Raw genomic sequence first — 22,180 nt, 5'->3', positions numbered from 1 at the left:
AAAATTGCTGAGTACATCTTGTACTACAACACCGAACGTTTTCAGAAAAAACTCGGCGACCGCTCCCCAGTCGAATACAGGGAAACGATCGCCGCTTAACATACTCTTTTCTTACTGTCTACTTGACGGGGCTATGACCAGGTCGGTGCCAGATCGTTATTGTTTTTAAACTGTCTACTTGACGGGGTTAACTTCATCCCACCGGACTAAGGCGTCGATGTCATTGATAAAACCGGATATAATCGATACTAAATTCGCTCGGGTATACGGGACTCTGCCCGGGACCGTTCTCCGGTCGAGGGATTTCGTATATGTTCAGCATCAACTGCATCGGGTAATTGGGCGACTGCTTCGATTTATGGACAAGCTCATTATCAATGTAAAAATCGACGCCCTCCGCTGTCCAGTCCACCGCGTAAATATGGAACCGGCTGGCGTCAATCGGAAACTCGCGCTCGAAAAATTCATCTTCGATAGTCGGATCGCCGAAAGGGTGAATGCCGAATCCAATCGTTGACTGTTCGGCCCCCCCTCTATTCCAGCCTTTCAGCTCGAAAACACAGATTTCCGCAGATTGTTCCGGACGGTCCTCAAACCCGATCATCCACAGAGCGCATAAATTATTAGGGTTGCGAAGCCCTTTCGCCCGCATTTCCAAATAGCCGTAGCGAGGGGTAAATAAGCGCATCTCAGCCTGCTCTTCGCGAACGCGGCAGTTTTTGGAGAAACGATGCTGCCCAAACTCGCTACCAAGCGGTCCCGAATAAACGCCTGTCTGTAGATTACTGACCTTTATACTTCCGTCAAATTCAGGACACCATGGTTCTTGATCTTCCGTAATTTGCAAAATAAGGTTACTGTTTTCGAATCGATAATTTGCCTTGGTTCTCGCACGACTGCTCCATTGAGGTAAATAAAAGGGAAACCATTTACTAACGTCCAGACGATCCGAATCAAAATCATCTTCGAATACCAGCGTATAATTCGGTCTATTCTTATCGTTTCTTGGAAAGTCACCCGGCATAGCAGCAGCTCCTTGTCTTATTTTCCTGGAGGAAGCCCAACTTTTGTTATTTTACCATGGATACCTAAAAATTTGACCTTTACCATTTGCGCTGCCCCAATAAAACTACCCCGGTCTTTCGACCGGGGTAGTTGTCTGCAAAATGAATTTTATTGATTACTTCGATACAACGTTATAAATAATTTGTGCGGCCATTGCACGGCTCGTTTCGCCGTTCGGAGCCAGCAAACCTTGTCCGACGCCTCTGACGATCCCCGTTCTCAAGAACGCATTCATCGCTTCCGTTGCGTAGTCGGCAACTTCGGCGGCGTCCGAAAATCCGTTAAGGCTGCCCCGGTTTTCTGCAGAAGGCAATTTGACGTTTGCCGCCTTCGATATCCGATACAACATGACCGCCATATCTTGCCGCGTGATGCCGGCTTCCGGCGCGAATCGGTTGTCTCCTAGGCCGTTCACGAGTCCCAACCGCTTCGCGGCGGCAAGGTAAGGCGTGTAATACTGATTGCCCGCATCGGCGAAATTATCCGCCGCGGTTTCGTCCGCGCCGATCCCGAACGCGTTCATCGCCATGACGAGGAACTCCGCTCGCGTGACTGCCCGTTCCGGAAGGAATCGACCGTCTCCCGCTCCGTTGACAATTTCCCTTGCGGCGAGATACTCGATCGCTTCGGCATGCCAAGCCGTCTCGGTTACGTCGGAGAACCGGACGTCGCGATACGCGATAGCAAAGCGGCTGAAATGCGTCGTTGCGAACGTCATCGATTGGGTCGTCGCATCAAATTTACCGCCGACGATCGGGAAGATGCTTCCCTGCTCGTCGATATACCAGACGACCAGTCGGTTGGCGCGTTCGCCGGCAGACGGCGTATACGGAATCGATATTTCAACGGATGCGTCGTCGTTCGACCATTCGATAACCTCCCCGTCTGCCTTCACCAATTCGATATCCAGCATCGGTCTACTGCCGACGCCGGCACGCACTTCTGCCGGCATTGCGCTCGGATCGGACGGAACGATGCTCAGCGATAAAGAACCCTCAGACCACTCATCGTTATCTAACATATTGGACGGTAAAGTTACGTTACCGAGCGGCGAAATGAATGCCAAACGATACGTTTCCGACGACGCAGCCAAATACGAAGCCGGTATTGAAAGCTCAATGCCGTTCTTCCAGTCGGCGACGTCGCCGAAGTCCGCTTCGATTCTGATCGTCTTGATGCCGTTCGCATCTGCTTGTGCGCGGTTCATCGCTGCGGATAAGTTCGCCTCGCCCAAGGCGACGACCGCTTTGCCGGCGTCGATTTTTACGTTTGCGCGGATGACCCCCGCAGCAACCGGCGGCACTGTTGCTGTGTCGTTACGGTTATTACCTCCGCCATTATTGCCGTCGTTGCCTCCACTGTTATTGCCGTCGTTGCCTCCACTGTTATTGCCGTCGTTGCCTCCGCCGTTATTGCCGTCGTTGCCTCCACTGTTATTGCCGTCGTTGCCTCCGCCGTTATTGCCGTCGTTGCCTCCGCCGTTATTGCCGTCGTTGCCTCCGCCGTTATTGCCGTCGTTGCCTCCGTTATGGCCATCCCCGCCATCCGCGGATGCTTCCGTGGTAAAACGGTACACCTCGCTGCGAAGACTTGCGCCGTACTCATCCGTGATTCGCATATACCAGAAATATTCCGTTTCCGGCGCCAATTCCGGCCATACGACGGACGCTGCCGAACCGGACGCTACGCCGTCCGCTCGACCGATGACATCGCTTCGGTACACGTGCACGCCGAAATAATCGGTTGCCACGCGCTTCGTAATGTCCCGGAACGCGAACGGTTCGGTAAAGTCGTCCGTTCCGTCTTCGAAGAAGTTATAATCGTCCAAATAAGGCGAGTACGTATCAACGTCCAACGTTTGCGAAACCGGGTCGAAACGCAGCAACCGCACGTATCCGTCTCCTCCGTTCGGACCGCCTTGGTAATCCGCTAACATTTGGATCACTTGACGGCTCGTTCCGTCTTCATGTTGAACCGTTTTTACGACCCGGTTGGCCGCGTGGTAGTGACCGCTCAACACTAACTGCACGTTCTTATTCGGCGCGATCACTTGATCGAATACGCTTTGCGCCATGTTCGACAGCGTTCCGTTCGTCTCGAGATACGCGTGCATGCCGACGACCGCGATGCGGTCCGCATGTTTCGCCAATACTTCATTGGCCCACGCGATCGTTTCCGGCGTATCCTCCAAGCCGAAGCCGATGTAGAGGAATACGAAGTCATGTCCGCCGAACGAGAACAAATCGTAATGGTTCCGGTTATTGTCCATCTGACCGCCATACCACGGATTATCGTCGTAGCGGTCCGCCCCGACGTATTTGCCGTAATAGGAGTAGTCGACTCCTTCGATAATGACGTCGTGGTTGCCCGCCAGAACGCCATACGGCACCCCGGCTTCGTCAAGCTTGCGCAAGTTGCGGTCCGCAACTGCCCACTGCGCTTCGTCGTTCGCTACGTTGACGAGGTCGCCGGTATGGATCGCGTACTGGAACGCGCCTTGTCCGTATTGCTCCACGATCCAATCGCCCAACCGGTCGAAAATGTGAGGATACGATTCGGCGTAATATTGCGTATCAGTAAACCACAGCACAGTGAACGGATCGTTCGCCCCTCGCACCTCGTCCTGCACCATCGCTTGCACTTTTCCGTCCTTCACGTATCGCGCAGGAGCGATTTCCGCGCGGAGCGCGATGTCGCGTTCCTCCTCGTCGCCGGTCGCGGACGAAAGCGCGGTCCACTTCGAGACAGTATGATCCCAAGCGTACAACGTCACGATGCGGCCCGGCAGCGTACGTCCACTCCAATGCAATTCGATTGCATCGCCCTCGGCGAAGGAATGGCCGACCTCGACTTCGAACCGGTGATACGGGAACCCGATCTCCGTATCGGTCGTCAAATATTTCCCGTCGATCTCGGAGAGCAGCGTCTGTTCGGCTTCCCCCATCGCCGCTTCCCCGTCGAGCGACACCGTCAGCGGCGGCTCGCGATCCGCAGCGTATACGTAGCCTGTTACGCCGCCTTCCTTGCGCGCATAATCGAACGTATCGCCTTTATGGAAGACGACATTCATCGCATCTCCGGTCGGATCGCGTAACGTGGCACCGATCGTTAAGTTCCGTCCGATGCCGGTCGATTTGTCCTGCGGCACGATGTCGGACGGCGGCAGCGGCTTCTCATCGACGACGCTGAACGTTCGCTCCAAAGCGGTGCTGTTGCCCGCGCCGTCGTACACCGTCACCTTCAGCACATGCGCGCCCGGCGTAAGCTTCGTCGACGATGTCTTATAGGGCAGTTCGATGGCTTTCCCGTCAAGCGTGCTCTCGGTTCTCGCGATGCCGGTCAAATTATCCGTCGCTTCCGCTTCGAGTGTGATCTCGCCTTTCAACGGCACGGAAGGATCTACCCATTTTCCTTCGCCGGATCGGATGCCTTGGATGACGGGAGACGTATTATCGATCGTCACTTGCTTCGTGTCAATCGTCTCGTCCCCGACGCGCATCGTAACGGTATACACCCCGTCCGCATACGCCTTGGTATCGATTTCCGCGTACCTCGACGTAAATTTCTCTTGCGGAATCGGGAAATGGAACTCGCTGATCAACGGCTTGTTCGAGTTACTCCCGTAATTCGCATCGCCGAACGAGAAGTAGGTGTCTTCCCTGTAAACGACCGTCGTTTGCGTCATATTCCCGAGATGGTTATTGATTTGATCCGGCTTCACCGTCGTACCGTCCGCCAGAATCAAATGTAAGTTTTTCACTTCGAAATCGTCATGGTTGTTATTTCCGAAATATTGATCGTGCTTGCTTACTATATAAGGAGCGTTTTCGTTGCCGGCGTGAATCGAAATCGTCGTTCCCGCGACAAAATAGTCCGCCGGAATGTCGTACTCGCTCCAAGCGTTGCTTTGATACTTCGGCAGCAATCGGTCCAAAAACGTCTTGACTCCGGATGGCGATTGCGCGGCAAACATCGATTGATAGATTTGGTCGATGCCCCGCGTCTGCAGGTTGAACCGCACCGTTCCCGGTAGCGCCGGCCGCAGCTGGAGCGCGTCGTTTTCAAAATAAACTTCGACCGCTTCGTCCGCCGACTGGGCATGAGCAAAGAAGCTTTTGACCCCTTTCATCATTTCGCCGGACGCGACCGACAGACCGGTTGGCGGCAGTTCGGGTTCATATCCTGTTTCGTTCACCGTCACCAGTGCGCCGCGGCTATTGTACGGCACACGCGTGCGATTGCCGCTTCCATCCACGGCTTCGATGACATAGCGGTATGCTCCGTTCGCGGAGAATACGACGCTGCTTTCGTACGTGTAGCTGCCTGCTTCGCTGGCGACTAAAGTCAGCGGAGCGCTTTCCGTATATTCAACGATGCCGGTTTCCGTATCCGCTCCGTACAACACGGTAGCGCTTGCCAGCGGCTCGTCACTCTTAAGCGTGATCGCGAACGGCTTGCCGGCCGCCGCCTGGTAAGCCGACTGTTCGTGTCGGATCGTCGGAGCGACCATGTCAACGCCTTCTACGGGCGGCACTTGATCCGGATCGATGCTGCCGGGGTTGGCGTATAGGCGAACGCCCAGCCTTTGCATCCCGTTCCCTTCGGTCGGATACGCATACCGGACGGCGGAATTCCGGTAGTTGCTTACGAGACCTTCCGGACTCGTCGCCGACGAAGCGTCGTACCACGCCTCCACAATGCGCTTTTCCGGGTTCGCGGCGCTGGAAATAGCGAAGCCCCGGTGCAGCGAGTTAGGCAAATTAAAGTCGGAGCTAGCCGAATTATCGTAAAATATAATGTCTTCATCCGTAAGCGTCGAGTTATAATGCAAATTAAAATCGGCGGTCGTTGTGTACCCGCTCCCGTTCGAAATTGCCTCTTTCGCGAACCAAATCACGGCGGTGCTGTAGGGCTCGATTGCAGTGGACTCCGGAATAACCCATTTTTTCGTGTTTGCGGAGTCCGGATACAGGTACCAGAGCGTATATCCTTGCAAATCGAGCGTCTCAGAAGAGTTATTATACAACTCTAGATATTCATACTGGTTGCCGCTTCCGTAACGGAAGTCGCCCGCCGGGTTCGGCACCAGCTCGGTAATCAAAATGCGAGGCACGCCGCCTTCCTGCGGCGTTTGGCTGACTTCAATCACGTAACCGCGGGAATTGTACGGAATGCTCGTCCGGTTGCCTGCGGCGTCCGCGCCTTCGATCACGTAACGGTACGTCCCGGCAGCATCGAACGGAAAGGTACCTTCGTACACATAAGTTCCGGAATCGGAGCTTTTGAGCGTCAACGACGCGCCGAATACTAACGATGCGTTCGTTGGTTCCGCCGCCGGACCGTAACGCATTGTAACCGTGTCGAGCGGTTCGTCGCTCGATACCGTGAACGTAACGGGATGGTTGACCGCCGCACCTGTTACGGCGTCGTGCTGCAACGTCGGAGCGAGCATATCGACGCCCTCGACGGCGGGCACTTGTCCCGGGTCGATGCTGCCCGGGTTCGCATACGTTCTGACATCCATCCGCCGCATTTCGGTGCCGGACAGAGGATAGCTATAGCGAATGGCGGAGTTGCGCACCTCGCTCACCATACGGTCAGGGCTGCCGGCCGAGCTTGCGTCATACCACGCCTCGGCAATGATTTCGTCAGGGTTGCTCGACGTCGATAGACCGACGCCCCGATGCAAAGAATTCGGCAAATTAAATTCCGTACTCGCGCTGTTGTCGTATACGATGATATCCTCAGCCGCAAGGGACGAATGATAATGCAGATTAAAATCGCCTGCGGTCGCGTAACCGTCCGCAATCGCTTCCTTCGCGAACCAAATGACGGCGGTCGTGTACGGTTCGATATTCGTGTTGACAGGAATGACCCATTTTTTCGGATTGCCGCTCGGATACAAATACCATAACGTATATCCTTGCAAATCTAGTGTTTTGTTCGAGTTGTTATAAATCTCTACATACTCGTATTGGTTGCCGCTGCCTTTGCGGAAGTCGCCCGCCGGGTTCGGCACGATTTCCGTGATCAATACGGAGGGGGCTTCCGCCGGCGCCGAGCCGTTCACGAGTTCCGTTTCGTAATCGACCGAACGCGTCGTACGTTCCCCGTCGCTCGCTTCGATATAGTAATAGATTCGATCTCCCGTGACCGACTCGGCCGGAATTTGGTACGTATAACGGCCGGCTTCCTCGTCCGCCGTCATGGCCGCTTCGACGTACGGTTCCGATGGGACAGTTCGGTAAAATAGTTTGACGGCGAGCGCATCGCTGTCCGCCTCCGTTACCGTCGCTTCGATCGTTAACGCGGCCCCGGCCGGCGCCGCCGTTGCCGGCACATGGGCGATTGATGGCGCTTGGTTTCCTGCCGGCTCCGCCCATTGCTCGGCGTCCACCCTTCCTGCCGTCGGTTCCGCTTTCTGCGCGTATGCAGCCATGGTCGCTCTACCATCGGTCGGCATTTTCAAATGCAAGCTTTTGCCGTCGCCGACGTCGTCGGATGTATAGTGCACATGGCTGTATACCGTATTGTGATCCGACTTGTCCGTCAAGTAGAAACCTCTGTCGGCATTCGCCAGCCCGTCTTGCCCCTTTAACTTAAAAACAGGAACATTGTCCGGCACGCCGTGATATGCCCGAAAATCCGCTTCATCGAGCAATTTTGCTTCGCCCGTAATCGACGCGTTCGTCCGCTCCACCCACAGTACAGCCGGACTATGCGCTGGGATGACGACGGGGGCATCCGCATATACCGTATCCGTAACGCTTAAGTCTTTAATGTTCGTCTTGTAATCGTACCGAATTTTATAAGACTCATTGAAATTGATCGCATCGTGCGACCGGTTGTATATTTCGATAAACTCGAATAAATCGTTCGAACCGGCTCCTTCAATCGTTCCGCTGTTGGAACGGTCGTCCGGGTACACTTCGCTGATTACCAGCGGGGAGGAACCGTCGGCAAGCACTTTCGGAACGAAAAGCCCGCTTGTACCCAACAACGATAGAACCATTGTCAGCGACAACAAACCCGCCAACCATTTTTTCATATCTCCTTCACACTCCTACTAATATGCTTCAATTACAGTTACAGAATCTCGGATCGTACGAAGAGCAAATCCCGTATTCCCGCTTCGTGTTCTTGCTGAGACGGTCAGCCACTACTCCCCCCTAAAAATACTTTTATTGGACATTTGTCCATTTTAATAACATATGCTCAAGATGTTGATATTCTATCACTACTCCTCACCGGAAACTTGCATTTTGTGTTAACTAGAAATTGAAATTTTGTAAAGAAGCTAGGCGAGCGTCGACAATAAAAAGACCGTTCGGTTTCACCGAACGGCCTTACGCGGAACGCGAGGACGCTAATCAAGCAGATTCGCGGTTTCCTCGTCCGTTATTAATATGTGAACCAATTCGCCGGCCAACGCCCCTCGAATCGCCTCGGCCTTATCCGCCCCTCGGGCGATGCCGATACGAAGCGCGATTCGTAAAAATTGTTCCGGCGCAGCTCCGATCACCCTCTCGCTGAGGGCGGGGAACGCAAATTTTCCCGTCTTGTCGTAAAAGTGAAAAATAATATCGCCGACGCATGCCGAACGCTCCAGATCGTCCTCCAGATCTGTCGCGAGCTTCGCCAAGCGTACCGTCGCATCCGGACCTTTGTGCCCGATGCCGACGACAGCCGCATGGATCTCGCTGAATTGTGCTATGGTTTCCCCGATGCTCGGGTCTTCTACGAAATCCCGTTTGCGCTGCGCGGAGGTCACGATCGCAGGCGCCGGAAGGAGACGCGGACGGCTGCGCAAGGCGCTGCACCATTGCTGGATGACAGTCGTTGCCGGAATGATCTCCTCTTTCGCCCCCAATCCCCCCGACAGCTGGACGATGGTCAGCTCCGGCCGTTCGTCGCACAGGTGTAGCTGCGTCCCTACATTATACACGGTTCTGCCCCATCCGAGCCCCACCATCCCCCTGACAGGAAGCACCGTATTCAAATACATGCTCGCGAGCGCTTCGAACGAATACCCGGACCGCCCGTCCGCTTGCAGAACGACGCATTCCTTCAGCCGATACAGTTCGGACAGCTCCGTCTCGCGCTCCGTGTTTCTCCAGCTCTCCAGATTGGATGCGATCGAAATTTGCACGATGCCGGCCGCCTTGGCCTCGGCTAAAAATCTGGCTACCGAAGAGCGGCCGATATTCAACTGATCTGCGATTTCCTGCTGGCTAAGCTCCAAGATGTAATACATTCTGGCAATACGTTCCAAAAATACCCGTTTCGCTTGCTGCCCATCGCTTTTGGAAATTCTCATCGTCGTCCACCTTTAACCGGAAATCATCGTCGCTTGGTTCATCCCATGCTCAGCGCAATAGTGTTGCCATTTCTCCAGCTCGTTCGTCGTCGCTAATAAGGAAGGATACGCCCGGAGCTTCTCCATCTCCGCGAGCGTGTCCGCCGGCCAAACGATCAACTGGACACCTGCCTCCTCCGCCCGCTGTACGAACGCAGGAGTTATGTAGCGGGTCGGCGCCGCGAAATACTGAAGATTCCACGCTTTGATCGCTTCGAACAAGAAAGGACTTGCCGCAGAGATCGTGATGCCGGCCGGAATGTGCCAATCCAGCTCCCTCACCCTCGTGATGGAGTAATGGTCGAACGACAGCAGATACACATGTTCCCGCATCCCCAGCTCTTCGATGACCCGAAGCGTTTTCTCTTCCAGCCCCGGGTACAGGTCCCCCGCCTGCTTCAGCTCCACGCTCACGATCGCCCTTCCCTTCGCAAGCTCGAGCGCTTCGCGAAGCGTCGGAATTTCTTCTTTCCCGTGCACCTTCAATCTTTTCAACTCTTGGAGCGTAAAATCCTTCACCGCCCCCGTGCCATCCGTAACGCGGTCGACCGTGTAATCGTGGATGACGACCGGCACGCCGTCTTTGCTCAGTTGGACGTCCAGCTCCAAATACGCGTAGTTTAGCTGCAGCGCCGCCTCGAACGACGACAGCGTATTCTCCGGATATCGAACCGGGTATCCTCTGTGCGCAACAGCCCGAAATGTGTTCATTGTTCCACCCCACCACAGTATCGTATGGATCCCTTAAACAAATGTCCAATAATGGACATCTCACTCAACTCATTATACTTGGGATACGCCAAATCAGAGGGGGTCGTTGTATTAATTTTATGTAAAAACAAAGTCCAGCCATCACGATCATGGCTGGACTTCTTCACCTTTCGCCGTTCCGTTAATTTACAGAGAACGTTGCGCTCGTTTCCGCGCTGTCCCTGTACCCGATGCGCACCGCTTTCGCACGAATGGTCACAGAACCGTTCGTCAACACGATAGGCCCAGTGTACAGCTTCCAGCGCGGATGCTCCCCCTCTTCCGTCGCGTACGCGATGGATGCGCCTTGCGTAGCCGTATGCAGCACAATCGCCGTCGGCTCTTGGTATACGCCGGAAGTCACTGCCTCCACGCCCGGAAGCGAGCCGTTGATCGGCACGTAAATCGGCGACGCCGTCTGCGGCTGAACGCCGCCGGGCCACATTTGCGCAACCATTTGGGCCTCCGGCACGTCGCCCCACGCATCGTGCTTGCCGCGCCATGCGTCCAATGCGCCGCGAAGCCGCTCCAGCTCCTCGCGATACAAGGGATCATTCGCCAAGTTCCGAATTTCGTACGGATCGCTTTCGCAATCGTACAACTCCTCAGCCGGCCGCCCCCGCAGCATCAGCAGCTTCGTATCGCCTTCCAGCGCACCGTCCAGCTGCAGTCTCCAAAGCTCTTGGAACGCGGGGTGGGCATGACTGAATGGAATCCACTGCAGGTACGGCTTTTCCGGGTAATAGTTGCGAATGTACTTGAACCGCGCGTCCCGGACGGCGCGCACCATATCATAAGACTCGTCGTACCGGTCCCGAGTCGCGAACACGTACTCTCTTGGCCGAGCGTCCGGTCCCAAGAACGGCTGCCCTTCCAGATGGTACGGCACTGCCGCGCCGGCGAGCGACAGCACGGTCGGGCCCAAATCGATCAAGCTGATCAACTGATCGCTCTTCCGTCCCGACTCGATTCGACCTGGCCAACGGACGATCAGCGGCACGCGAATGCCGGCATCGTAAGGCCAGCGTTTGGCGCGCGGCAGCCCTTCCCCATGATCGCTCCATAAGAAGACGATCGTATTATCCGCGAGCCCGTCCTCCTCCAGTTGCTGGAGCAGGCCGCCGACGAAATCGTCCGCTTCCACGATCAAGTCGTAATATTTCGCAAGCGCCTGCCGCGTCTTCGGCGTATCCGGCAGGTACGGAGGCAGCACGACCTTGTCCGGATCGGTAACGAGCGGTCGTTCCTGACCGGCCAGCTCGGGATGAAAGTGTCTCCGGACCATATCCCCCCACATGCTGCTTTCATGCGTCATCAAATAGTTGAATACGGCGAAGAACGGTTGACCCGGCTCGCGATGGCGCCAGTGAGCCTCTCGGCCGTCCTCATCCCAAGCGGTGAGCGGAGAGGCGAATTGGTAGTCCGTCTTAAAGTTGTTCGTGCAAAAATATCCTTCCGCGCGCAAATATTCCGGGAACGCCTTGACGTGAGCCGGCGGCACCGCCTGATACGGCGTCGGCAACTCCGGCGTATGCGCGTTCGTGTGCTCCGTGCGCATATGATGCGTTCCGATCGACGTCGGGTACATGCCTGTAATGACGGCCGAGCGGCTCGGCGCACAAACGCCCGCCACGGCGAACGCATTGCGGAACACCGTCCCCTCCGACGCCAATCGATCGATATGCGGCGTCCGCGCCAGCGAATCCCCGTAGCAACCGAATCTAGGACTCGTATCTTCTAGGGAAATCCATAAAATATTCGGTTTTGTTGTTCCAGCTCCCATACGCTGCTCTCCCTTCCGTATTATCGCTTTTGTGATTTACCCTTTCACCGAGCCCGCGATCCCTTCGACGAAATAACGTTGGAACGCGATGAAGATGATGATGATCGGAACGAGCGAGATCGACGCCGCCGCCGCCATGCCCGTAAAGTCGACCGAATTTTCGCCGACGAACGAGTACATGCCAACCGAGAGAGTTCGCAGCTCCGGCTTATTCAACGTCATGATGAGCGGCACGAAGAACGAATTCCAGCTCCAAATAAATTGCATGATGGCCGTCGTCGCCACGATCGGCTTCGAGATGGGCAGCATGACGCTGACGAAGGTGCGGATAAAACCGCAGCCGTCCATCTCCGACGCCTCTTCAAGCTCTTTGGGCAAGCCGCTGAAATACGACATAAACATCAGAATGAACAACACATGAGCGCCCGAAGATTCCGCCAGGATCACGCCGGGCAGCGTATTCAGCAGGCCCAGCTCTTTAATAATCTGATAGACAGGGATGATCGTATAGCCCTTCGGAATGAACATCGTTGCGGTGACGGCGACGATAAACAGCTTCTTTCCCGGGAAATTGACCCGGCCTAAGGCATATCCGGTCAGCGCGCATAACACGACGACGATGACCACCGCGCTGACCGTGACGATGACGGAGTTCTGGAAGTATGTCGAAAAATTCGCCACTTCCCATGCGCGCACGTAATTTTCCCAACGAAACTGTTCAGGCAGCAGCGCGATACCGGAAGAAACATATTCCGTATTCGTCTTTAACGAGGAGAAGATCATCCAGACGAACGGGTACACCCACATCGCGCCGATCATCAGTAAAACAGCATGCAATGCATACTTTCCAACATTTCGTTTCCGCAGCGCCGTCATCCGATCGCCCCCCCTTGGTTTCCTTGCCGTTGATTCGCCGCACGAACCAGCCAACCGAGGAATGCCGTGATAAAGAAGATCGATACGCCGAAAATGATGCCCGCCGCAGACGCGTAGCCCATTTCCGGGAAGCCCGTGCTTCCGAACGCATAGCGGTAAATGTACAGATCCACCATATCCGTCGCGAAGAACGGCCCGCCGTCCGTCAACGTCTTCGCTAGGTCGAACACATGCATCCCGTTCACAACGGTCAGCAGCAAGATGATGGCGCCGATCGGCAGCAGCATCGGGACGGTGATGTAACGGAGCGTTTGCCCGAAGCTCGCGCCGTCCATCTTGGCGGCCTCGAACGTATCCGCCGGCAATCCTTGCAAACCGGCCAGCCAAAACACCATGATCATGCCGAAAATTTTCCAAACGGACACGAGGATTAGAACGCCCATCGCCGTCGCCGGCCCGCCCAGCCAAGAGACGGGTTCGTCGATGATCCCGAGGGCCAACAGCACATCGTTCACGAGCGCATTCTCGTTGCCGTAAATGAATTTCATCAGCACGCCGACAACCGCCGCCGTCGTGACGACCGGGATGAAGTAGACGGTTCGGTAGAACGTCTTGCCCTTCAGCGCGGACCAATTGAGCGCGATGGCCGCGAGCAATGTGGCCGGCAGCACGATCGCCGTCTGCAGCACGATGAAGATCATATTGTTCTTAAACGCGTTCCAAAACGCGTCGTCTTTCAAAATTTCGATAAAATTGTCGAACAACACAAAGTTTTTCAGCGGACCGATGCCGTTCCACTCAAAAAACGAATACACATAGCTCATAATGATCGGATAGATCGTAAATACGAGAAAAAACAACAGCTGCGGGAATATAAACAAGTAAGCCCAGAAGTATTTTTTGTTAACCCGTGTTAGCACACTATGCACATCCTTCAAGGGGGGAGGGTCTTCCGAGGAAAACCCTCCGCGTCATTTATTTCGTATACGGGGTGAAAGGAACCCAATCCTCGAATACATAATCCGACGGCTGTACCCCAACCTTCTCGATCGTTTCGGAGAACGCCTGATTCGCTTCCTCCGTCAGTTGATCGAGCGCCGCTTTAACATCCGGAATCTGTCCGCTCAAGTAGCCTTCAACAATGTTTGCCAGCGTCAGCTTCGGCAGCTTAGGCGGCAGTTCCGCCGCCACCTTGACCGTTTCCAAGTTCCGCTCGAACGGTCTCGGAATGAGGATGTACGCTTCGCTCTGGAGCTTCAGAGCCTGCGCGGCGACCGGATGGGAGATCTCCGCATTCTCATTATGCGCCTTGATCGGAGAGTACTCGATGCCGTCTTTCACGAGCTTCGGGTACAGGTGATCCATCATAAACTGAAGGAACAGCTTGACTTCCTCGTAATGCTCCGTCGACTTCGCGACATGGATTGACGCCCGCGATTCGCCGTAGAATCCTGTGTAAGCCGGTTTTCCGTCCTTCGTCGGCAGCGGCGCGACGCCGTAGTTGTCAAGGTTGTCCTTATTCATCTGTGAAGCGAAGAAGGAGCCGTCCATCGTCAGCGCCGCCTGCCCGGCCTCCATCAGCGCCGTGCCCTCGCGGAACGACATGACCAAGCTGTTCGGATGGAGCAGTTTTTCGTCTTGCAGCTTCTTGAAAAGCTCCAATGCTTCAACGATGCCGGCAGCATTGTACTCGTACTTGCCGGTTTTGTAATTGAACGGATACCCGAGACTGTCCGTCGATACTTCCGGCGACACGCTCGTCGCCATTTGCTGAATCGCGAACGGCAGGAAGCTGAGCGCCTTGACGCCGACGACGAGGCCGTACGCTTCGCCGTTCGTGGCTTCTTTCACCTTTTTGCTGAACTCGTATAATTGATCCCACGACTTCGGCACGTCCGCTTCCGTCAGTCCCGCTTTCTCCAGCACCGCTTTGTTGTAATACATTAACCAAGACGGGCGCATCGCGTTGAACACCGGCAGCGTGTACGCCTCGCCGTTCATCGTCGTATAGCCTTCCGACCAAGTTCCTTCATAGAACGCATCCCTTTTGCCTTCGACAACATCGGAGATGGGGTGGAGCAAATCCATTTGCACCAATTGGGACGCCGGCAAATTCGGATGATATGCGAATAGATCCGGCAAATCGTTACCTGAAATAGCCGCCTGCATTTGAGCAATGTATTGCGCCGCCGGCACGACCGTGTATTTGACGGTAATATGCGGATAGGCCGTTTGGAACTCCGCGATCGTTTCCTGAATTTGTGCCGTCGCTTCCTCCCAGCGTCCCCAGAATTCCAGCGTTACGGGCTCAGCGGCTTGCTTGTCCGGCGCCTCTCCATTTCCCTCCGTCGCAGCGGCTTCCCCGCTCGACGTCCCGCCGGAGCAGGCCGATAGGATGGTTCCGATGGAAAACACAATGGCGAACAGGCTCATCCATGTTTTTTTCATAGCGCGACTCCCCTATGCAATTTATTGTCCTTCCTAAAATGAAGAAACCTTCTACACTTACTAACCCCGCGGTTAACTTAAGTATAGAAGGTCGATATAGGCAAAAGTAGCAGAAGGATTTAGCGTACAGGGTGAAATTTTTAACCCTTCGTTTCGCCGTTTCTGCGATACTCCGCAGGGGTAACGCCGAATTCCTTTTTAAACAGTTTTCCGAAATACCGATAATCCGCATATCCTACTTTCTCGGCGATCCGTTCTACCGTTTCGTCCGTGGATGCCAAATATGATTTCGCCGCTCTTAATCGCTGCAGCAGCAAATATCTCGCGAAATTTAAACCGGTCTGCTGTTTGAAATTGCGACTGATTGTGACGGGGTGGACGCCGACCTTCGCGGCCAGCTCCTCCAGCGATAAGGCCGGATTGCGATCGATAGCGCGCAAGCAATCTTCGAACCAGTCGGACGGCAGACGCGAATCCGCCTCCAAACGTTTCAGCGCTTTGACCCCGCCCAATACGAATTTACGAATACGATCCTGCAGCAACGCCCAGCTCTCATGACTGTTCACCCAGTTCAGCCAATATTCCAGCTTCTCCTCTTCCAGCACGATCATTTGATTTTGCGGCAGAAGCCCTTCATCCATAGCGGCCATTAATAATCCGCATTGCTTCTTCAAGCTTCGGTACGGCAGCCTAGCTGCCTCCCCGAACCACTCCATAAGCAGCGTCTCCAGTTCCGTTTCGTTCCACTCTTTCGCAGTTTCAACTATTCGGAGCCGAAGGCGTCCGACCTGTTTCAGCACAGCCTCCTCGCCGCCCGATGCGGCAACGGCGCCTTTACGATCGCCTGCTCCCTCGTAAAACCGAAGACTTTCCCACCGTGACAGCGCGTCTAATAGCGCAAGGCCGAAATCCTTTTTTTCCGAAAAGCTGTACTGTTCCACTGGCCCGATCGCTTTCCGAACGCGGCCCTCATGCTTTCCGTTCACGCGAAACGCGAACAGCACCTCTTCGCCCGCGGCCGCCGCTCCACCGAACTCCACAAGCTTCGGCAGCCTTTCGTCGTGCCAATCGCTGACATTGCCGCACGCGAGGTCATGAACGAACACCATCTGCAACGATAACCGTTCCAAGTGAACTTCGATTTCTGTTAGAAAGTTCTTCGCGATGTCATCCTCCACCCGTTGGGTAACCGTTCGCAGCTGATCTAAATCCGCCGGCTTTAACAAATAATCCGCCGCACCGTATTTCACGGCCTTCTGCGCATATTCGAACTCCCCATACCCGCTGAGAATGATGACCTGAACGTTCGGCAATACCGTCTTTACCTTTTGCAAAATGTCGATGCCGTCCATTTCCGGCATTCGGATGTCAAGAAACAGAAGGTCCGGCTGAACGAGCAAAATTTGCTGCAGCGCTCTCAAACCGTACCCTACATCGAAAATGCGAGCCCGCGGGGAAACGTATTCCAGCTTCATCATAATGCTTTCTCTCACTTGTTTTTCATCGTCCGCCACGCAGATTTTCATCGTACTTCCCTCGCTTGAAAAGGATTTGGAGTGGACCTGTCGAACTTCCTTACAAACCATCGCGATCTCTGGGGGATAGCTCATGTCATGTCATCAATTCTGATCAAGCTGAAAGATATCGGGCGGCTGCCTTCCTTAAAATACAAGCTGTTTATTTTGCTGCTGTTTATTTCCGTTCTGCCGATTTTATGCTCCAGCTATTTTTGGCAGCAGATTATGTTCCGCTCCAGTACCGAGCATGCGGCCGAGGTGTCTGCGCAGTACGTGAGCTTCGTCAACCGCGAGCTCTCAACCTATCTTCAGGATATCGAGCGGTCGCTGCACCCTATCATTACCGATCCGGATTTCCAACAATTTCTCAACCTGCCGAGCGGCCGCATCGAAGAGCAAGCCCGTCTGGCCTTGGGCTTTCGGGACACGGTCCGGAGCAGCGTCACGATGACGGATGAAATTGTGGGTCTGCTTTATTTGGACACCCAAGGGAAGGTGCTTTTCGAATCGTTCGGCTACCACCTAGATTTCAATCATTCATTCGAGGAAGATGTGTTTTACCGAAATGTGTTCCAGCTGCAAAACGAAGAATTGAGCGTTCCCCATTCCGTCGGGTATTTGTTGAATTACAACGAAAGCGTTTTCTCCTATGTCCGTCCGGTCGTCAATTTACACACCGGGCAAATCACCTCTTGGCTCATCGTCGAGATTAAAGAACACTATATCCGCGACATGCTGAAATCGTCAAATCACCGCGCCAATCATCGGCTGCTGTTGTACCAACCGTCGAGCGGGAACCTCGTGGCGGGCGCATCGCTCGAGCCGAAGGTTCGCGAGCACTTGACATCGGCTCTGCCGTCTTTAGCGGACGAGAATCACGCTGTGTTTACTGCAGATCAGGAGCGGTACCAGGTCGTGCTCGAGCGCATTCCCGCCGGCGATTGGCGTCTGCTGCTGGTCACGCCGCTGGCGAGCATTTCCGAAGGACTTCGCAGCTCGATCCGCTGGTCGACTACCATTGCGGTCATCAGCGTCGCGTTCGCGCTCGTCGTTTCGTTCCCGATTATGAACCATGTCCTGAAGCCGCTGTACAAATTGAAAGCAGGTCTTCAGCGTCTTGGGAGAGGGGCGTACGTACCGATACCGGGTCATCGCAGCAACGACGAATTCGGGTTTCTCGTCCGCAGCTATAACGCCATGCTGGAGGAACTGAAAACGATGCAGCGGGAAGTGGTCGAGGCGAACATGAAGGAAAAGGAAAGAGAATTGTTGCAGCTGCAGGCGCAGATTAACCCGCATTTTTTGTTCAACACGCTGGAGACGATCGAGTTGTACGCCGCCAAGCGAGACCGCGAGTCCATTAACGGCGTGGTGCAAAATTTGTCCCGCATGATGCGGTACAGCGTGAAATCCGATAGCGGATGGGTGCCGCTGCAAGAGGAGATGAAATACGTCGGATATTTTCTAAGTATCAATCGATACCGGTACGGACGCGATGCCGCGGTCACGATTACGCTCGATCCGCGAACGTTGGAGCTTCCGATCATGAAGCTGAGCGTGCAGCCCTTCGTCGAGAACGCCATCAAGTACGGCTGGGGGGCTCGCCCGGAGGAAATCGCCGTTGCGATCCGCACGGAGCGGACGGCAGATCGGACGAACATCATCGTCCACAATACCGGCGAGCCGATTCCGGAAGCCGTGCTCGCCAAGCTTCAGTCTCTTATCGCCTTGCGAGGGCAATCGGATGATCCGTTCTTCCGGCTGCACACCGGCATTCAAAACGTCTGCCGGCGGTTTTTTCTTGCCTATGGGGATATCGACGTCATTCGTATCGAGAGCGACAGCGCTCACGGCACGACGGTGACGATTACGCTGCCGAATACGGCGGCGAAACAGCGGCACTGACCCGCATTGGCGCGACTTCAAGGCTGTAGTGGATCTCCTCCAACGCCGAAAAATTTCCGCAAACAACCGGTAAATTTGATCGATTTTCGAGTCTTCCAACCGCTCGGCGCTAAACGTTAGGGAGCCCTCGTATGTTTTGACGGCGCTGTCCGAGAAGTGGTACGATCTACTTGGTTTAAAATACAGAACATCATTCAGTAAAGGGAGTGCTCTGTTTGGATCAAAAATATAGCGTCCCCGCTTTAGACCGTGCCGATGCCGTGTTGAACGTATTAATAGACGAACCTTACCGATGGAAGCTGTCCGATTTGTCCAAGAAGCTCGGGATTAGCAAGAGTACCCTATATTCATTGCTAGTTACGATGGAACGACTGCAATGGGTCAACCGCGACCGCAATGAAACTTATGCGATCGGCAGCACACTTGGGCGGTATGGGAGCGCCTTCTTCCGACAGTACGATCTGATCGGCGAGTTTCGGCGCTTGGCGGAACCTTTGATGCGCAAGCTTCAAGAATCCATTCAACTCGCAGTGCTCGAGGGCGACGAGGTGCTCTATTTGGCCAAGGTAGAAGCCCCTAGTCCCGTACAAATGGTGTCCGGTCCAGGCGTCCGTTTCCCGGCGCACGCGACGGGTCTCGGGAAATCGTTGATGTTGGACATGGACGAACACCAAATCTGCGCCTTGTTTCCCCAAGAAACACTCCCTAAAATTACCGCCCACACGATCGAATCGCGGCAAGCGTTGATTCAGGAAGTTACGAACGGGCGGCAGGCGGGATATACGTTGGACCTGCAAGAGGGGGTCATGGGATTTTGCTGCGTCGCCGCGCCCATTCGCAAGGCGAGCGGCGAAATCGCCGCCGCTATCAGCTGTTCCATGCCGATTCATCGTTGGGAAGAGAAGAAGGAGCTCGCCATTCAGGAGATTCTGCAACTTGCGCAGCAGCTTTCGAACGTCTGATATCCGATTGAACCCTCAACGATGCGCCTGCGGCTGATTTTTCCAGTTCTACGCCTAAGAAGCCGTGCACCCCAAATGGATGCACGGCTTCTGCCTTTGATCCGCCTGTTCGAGCCGCTCCGGTTGAACCGTCACCCCCAGCCCGACCCGTCAAAATGTTGACCTTTCCGTGTACCCGTTCGGCTGTGAAACTGGATATAGGGGGAACTTTAGTAGGCTTGAATCGTATTTCGCAGGTGTCCGATCCCTTCGATAAAACAATCGACAGTATCTCCTGCGCGTACCGCTTCCGACCCGGCCGGAGTTCCCGTCAGGATTACGTCTCCCGGCATAAGGGTCATGAAACGACTGATATACGATATCATGACGTCGATCGGCGTAATGATGCGCTCCATCGAAGCGTCCTGTTTGACGATGCCATTGACCGTTGCCTGAATGCGCGCCGAGCGGTAATCGAATTCCGTCTCGATTACTGGACCTAGGGGGCAGAACGTATCGAACGCTTTGCCGATCGTCCAATGGCCCTCGGGGTGGAAATAATCGGTCGCGCCCAAGTCGTTCGCTACCGTATAGCCGAATATCGCTTGATCCGCTTCCGATGGATTCACGTTTTTCGCGGGCTTCCCGATAATTACAGCCAGCTCCGACTCAAACTTGATCTCCTTCGTCCCCTGGGGCAGGATTACCGGATCTTCTGGGCCGACCACCGTGCCTAATGGTTTGAAGAAAAGAATCGGCATATCCGGGATCGCAGGCTTCTCAACTCCGTCAGCCGCGAAATTTTTGCCGATGCCGATAATATGTCTCGGCTGAAGCGGGGCCTTGAACTGAACATCCTCCACAGCAAACGAATTCCCGGTAAATGTAAAGGCGGTAAATACGTCTCCCGTCAATTCGCGAATGGAACGATCCTCGACAATGCCGCTGCGAATTTCATGTTCGCCTTGAACGATAAATCTGGCTAATTTCATCGTCTATTCCCCCCGATATGTTTTCTTCTCGCAGTTGACCATAATTCGTCTAGGCCTTTCCGATTGCTTTACGCCATCACGCCCCGTGCTTCGTTGCGGCGACTTCCTTAATATTTTTCTTGACCTCGACGCAGCGTCCCGGACTAGGGAACAACTTCCCGCCATTCAACAGGTTATTCGGATTGAACACCTCGCGAATGCTTACCTGTGCGGCGATTTCCTCGTCGCTGAAAATAAATCGCATTTCTTCCTTCTTCTCGATCCCGACGCCGTGCTCCCCCGTGATCGATCCGCCGACATCTGCACAAGCTTTCAAGCAGGCGCTGCCGGCTTCCAATGCCTTCTCCGTCTGACCCGGGATTCGTGCGTCGAATAGGACGAGCGGGTGTAGATTGCCGTCTCCCGCATGGAAGATGTTTGCGATGCGAAGCCCCGATTCCTCGCTAATTCGGTGAATTCGGTTCAACACCTCCGGCAGCTTGCTGCGCGGAATGACGCCGTCCTGAACCAAGTAATCCGGGGAAATCGCCCCCATCGCCCCGAACCCTGTCTTGCGATTCGCCCACCATCGGGCCCGTTCCTGCTCGTCCCGAGCGACCTTCACCTCACGTACATTCCGGCGTTGGCAGATGTCCAGAATCTGATCGATTTGTTCGTCGATGCCCGCGGAAATGCCGTCTACCTCGATGAGCAGGAGGGCTGCGATATCCTTCGGATGTCCGACCGGAAATGCAGCGGCTTCCACGGCTTCGATTGCCGTCTTATCCATCATTTCGAGAGCGGCCGGCACGATGCCCGCAGATACGATATCGGATACGGCATAACTGCCGTCCGACACTTCGTCGAAGTAGGCAAGCACCGTCTTTTTGGCTTCGGGATTTTTCAAGATACGCACCGTAATTTTGGTGACGATTCCCAGTGTGCCTTCCGAACCTGTAAATAGGCCGAGCAGGTCGTAGCCCGGCGCATCCGCGATACCTTCGGTATTGATATCGACGATTTCCCCGTTCGGCAGAACGACCTCGAGGCCGAGAACGTGGTTCGTGGTTACGCCGTATTTCAAACAATGCGCTCCGCCGGCATTCTCCGCCACATTGCCGCCGATCGTGCAGCAGTATTGGCTCGAAGGGTCGGGTGCGTAGTAGTAACCTTTTTCGGCGATCGAATGGGTCAATTTAAGATTTACAAAGCCCGGTTCCACGACAGCGCGGCGGTTTTCCAAATCGACGCTCAGCAGGCGCTTCATACGAACCATGCTGATGATCACTTCCCCATTAATCGGGATGGCGCCGCCGCTTAATCCGGTCCCCGCCCCCCTGGCAAGGAAAGGGAGACCGCGGGAAGTGCAGTACCTTACCACCTTGGCTACTTCATCGGTATTTTTCGGAAAAACGACCGCTTTGGGCAAATGCCTATGAATCGTGAACCCGTCGCAATCGTAAGCAATCAAATCTTCCTTTAAATAAAGGATGGAATTCGGACCGTCCACAAGCTTCGCAAGATTGAGTATATGCTCATCCTTCGTTTTCAGCTTCTGCGACACAGCC

The 22,180-nt window shown here is 54.7% G+C and carries 14 protein-coding genes; 3 read left to right on the top strand and 11 right to left on the bottom strand.

Annotated elements, in window-relative coordinates; translation table 11 throughout:
- The first annotated feature begins 3 nt into the window (after positions 1–3).
- Complete coding sequence (locus tag VE009_RS00645) at positions 4–99, top strand: IS3 family transposase (protein WP_414694752.1); 96 nt, start codon at positions 4–6, stop codon at positions 97–99.
- A 121-nt stretch (positions 100–220) separates the two neighbouring features.
- Here the strand turns inward: VE009_RS00645 and VE009_RS00640 are convergent, their stop codons facing one another.
- From VE009_RS00640 to VE009_RS00600, 9 genes are all read right to left on the bottom strand, one after another.
- The gene (locus VE009_RS00640; protein ID WP_325005445.1) at positions 221–1,024 is read right to left on the bottom strand and encodes a glycoside hydrolase family 16 protein; all 804 of its coding nucleotides are present in this window, start codon (positions 1,022–1,024) and stop codon (positions 221–223) included.
- A gap of 156 nt (positions 1,025–1,180) precedes the next feature.
- Entirely contained in the window at positions 1,181–8,113 is a 6,933-nt protein-coding gene (locus VE009_RS00635; protein ID WP_325005444.1) for an S-layer homology domain-containing protein, read from the bottom strand.
- Positions 8,114–8,431: 318 nt separating this feature from the next.
- Positions 8,432–9,382 (bottom strand): sugar-binding transcriptional regulator, encoded by a 951-nt coding sequence (locus VE009_RS00630; protein ID WP_325005443.1) that lies wholly within the window; start codon positions 9,380–9,382, stop codon positions 8,432–8,434.
- Positions 9,383–9,394: 12 nt separating this feature from the next.
- Positions 9,395–10,132 carry a glycerophosphodiester phosphodiesterase gene (locus VE009_RS00625; protein WP_325005442.1) on the bottom strand — a complete coding sequence of 246 codons (738 nt, stop codon included), beginning with the start codon at positions 10,130–10,132 and terminating at the stop codon, positions 9,395–9,397.
- Positions 10,133–10,313: 181 nt separating this feature from the next.
- A complete protein-coding gene (locus VE009_RS00620) occupies positions 10,314–11,954 on the bottom strand; it encodes a sulfatase-like hydrolase/transferase (protein WP_325005441.1) in 1,641 nt (546 codons plus the stop codon).
- A 36-nt stretch (positions 11,955–11,990) separates the two neighbouring features.
- The gene (locus VE009_RS00615; protein WP_325005440.1) at positions 11,991–12,830 is read right to left on the bottom strand and encodes a carbohydrate ABC transporter permease; all 840 of its coding nucleotides are present in this window, start codon (positions 12,828–12,830) and stop codon (positions 11,991–11,993) included.
- Positions 12,827–13,750, bottom strand: coding sequence for a sugar ABC transporter permease (locus VE009_RS00610; protein ID WP_325005439.1), 924 nt, complete (start codon positions 13,748–13,750; stop codon positions 12,827–12,829). Before VE009_RS00610 ends, VE009_RS00615 begins: the two co-directional genes overlap by 4 nt.
- A 55-nt stretch (positions 13,751–13,805) precedes the next feature.
- Positions 13,806–15,278, bottom strand: a complete 1,473-nt coding sequence (locus VE009_RS00605) for a sugar ABC transporter substrate-binding protein (RefSeq protein ID WP_325005438.1) — start codon at positions 15,276–15,278, stop codon at positions 13,806–13,808.
- Between the two features lie 140 nt (positions 15,279–15,418).
- On the bottom strand, positions 15,419–16,804 hold the full coding sequence (locus VE009_RS00600) for a response regulator transcription factor (RefSeq protein WP_325005437.1): 1,386 nt from the start codon (positions 16,802–16,804) through the stop codon (positions 15,419–15,421).
- Positions 16,805–16,891: 87 nt separating this feature from the next.
- On the opposite strand from VE009_RS00600, the gene VE009_RS00595 reads away from it, so the two are divergent.
- Positions 16,892–18,700 carry a cache domain-containing sensor histidine kinase gene (locus VE009_RS00595; protein ID WP_325005436.1) on the top strand — a complete coding sequence of 603 codons (1,809 nt, stop codon included), beginning with the start codon at positions 16,892–16,894 and terminating at the stop codon, positions 18,698–18,700.
- A gap of 215 nt (positions 18,701–18,915) precedes the next feature.
- Positions 18,916–19,662 (top strand): IclR family transcriptional regulator, encoded by a 747-nt coding sequence (locus tag VE009_RS00590; protein WP_325005435.1) that lies wholly within the window; start codon positions 18,916–18,918, stop codon positions 19,660–19,662.
- A gap of 209 nt (positions 19,663–19,871) precedes the next feature.
- On the opposite strand, the gene VE009_RS00585 is transcribed toward VE009_RS00590, so the two are convergent.
- Together VE009_RS00585 and VE009_RS00580 are read right to left on the bottom strand one after the other, a co-directional pair.
- Positions 19,872–20,633, bottom strand: a complete 762-nt coding sequence (locus VE009_RS00585) for a fumarylacetoacetate hydrolase family protein (protein WP_325005434.1) — start codon at positions 20,631–20,633, stop codon at positions 19,872–19,874.
- A 76-nt stretch (positions 20,634–20,709) separates the two neighbouring features.
- The gene (locus VE009_RS00580) at positions 20,710–22,176 is read right to left on the bottom strand and encodes an FAD-binding oxidoreductase (RefSeq protein ID WP_325005433.1); all 1,467 of its coding nucleotides are present in this window, start codon (positions 22,174–22,176) and stop codon (positions 20,710–20,712) included.
- Positions 22,177–22,180 lie beyond the last annotated feature (4 nt).

Source organism: Paenibacillus sp. (assembly GCF_035645195.1).
In the GTDB taxonomy this organism is placed as follows: domain Bacteria; phylum Bacillota; class Bacilli; order Paenibacillales; family YIM-B00363; genus Paenibacillus_AE.
This window is presented reverse-complemented; position numbering and strand designations above follow the sequence as displayed.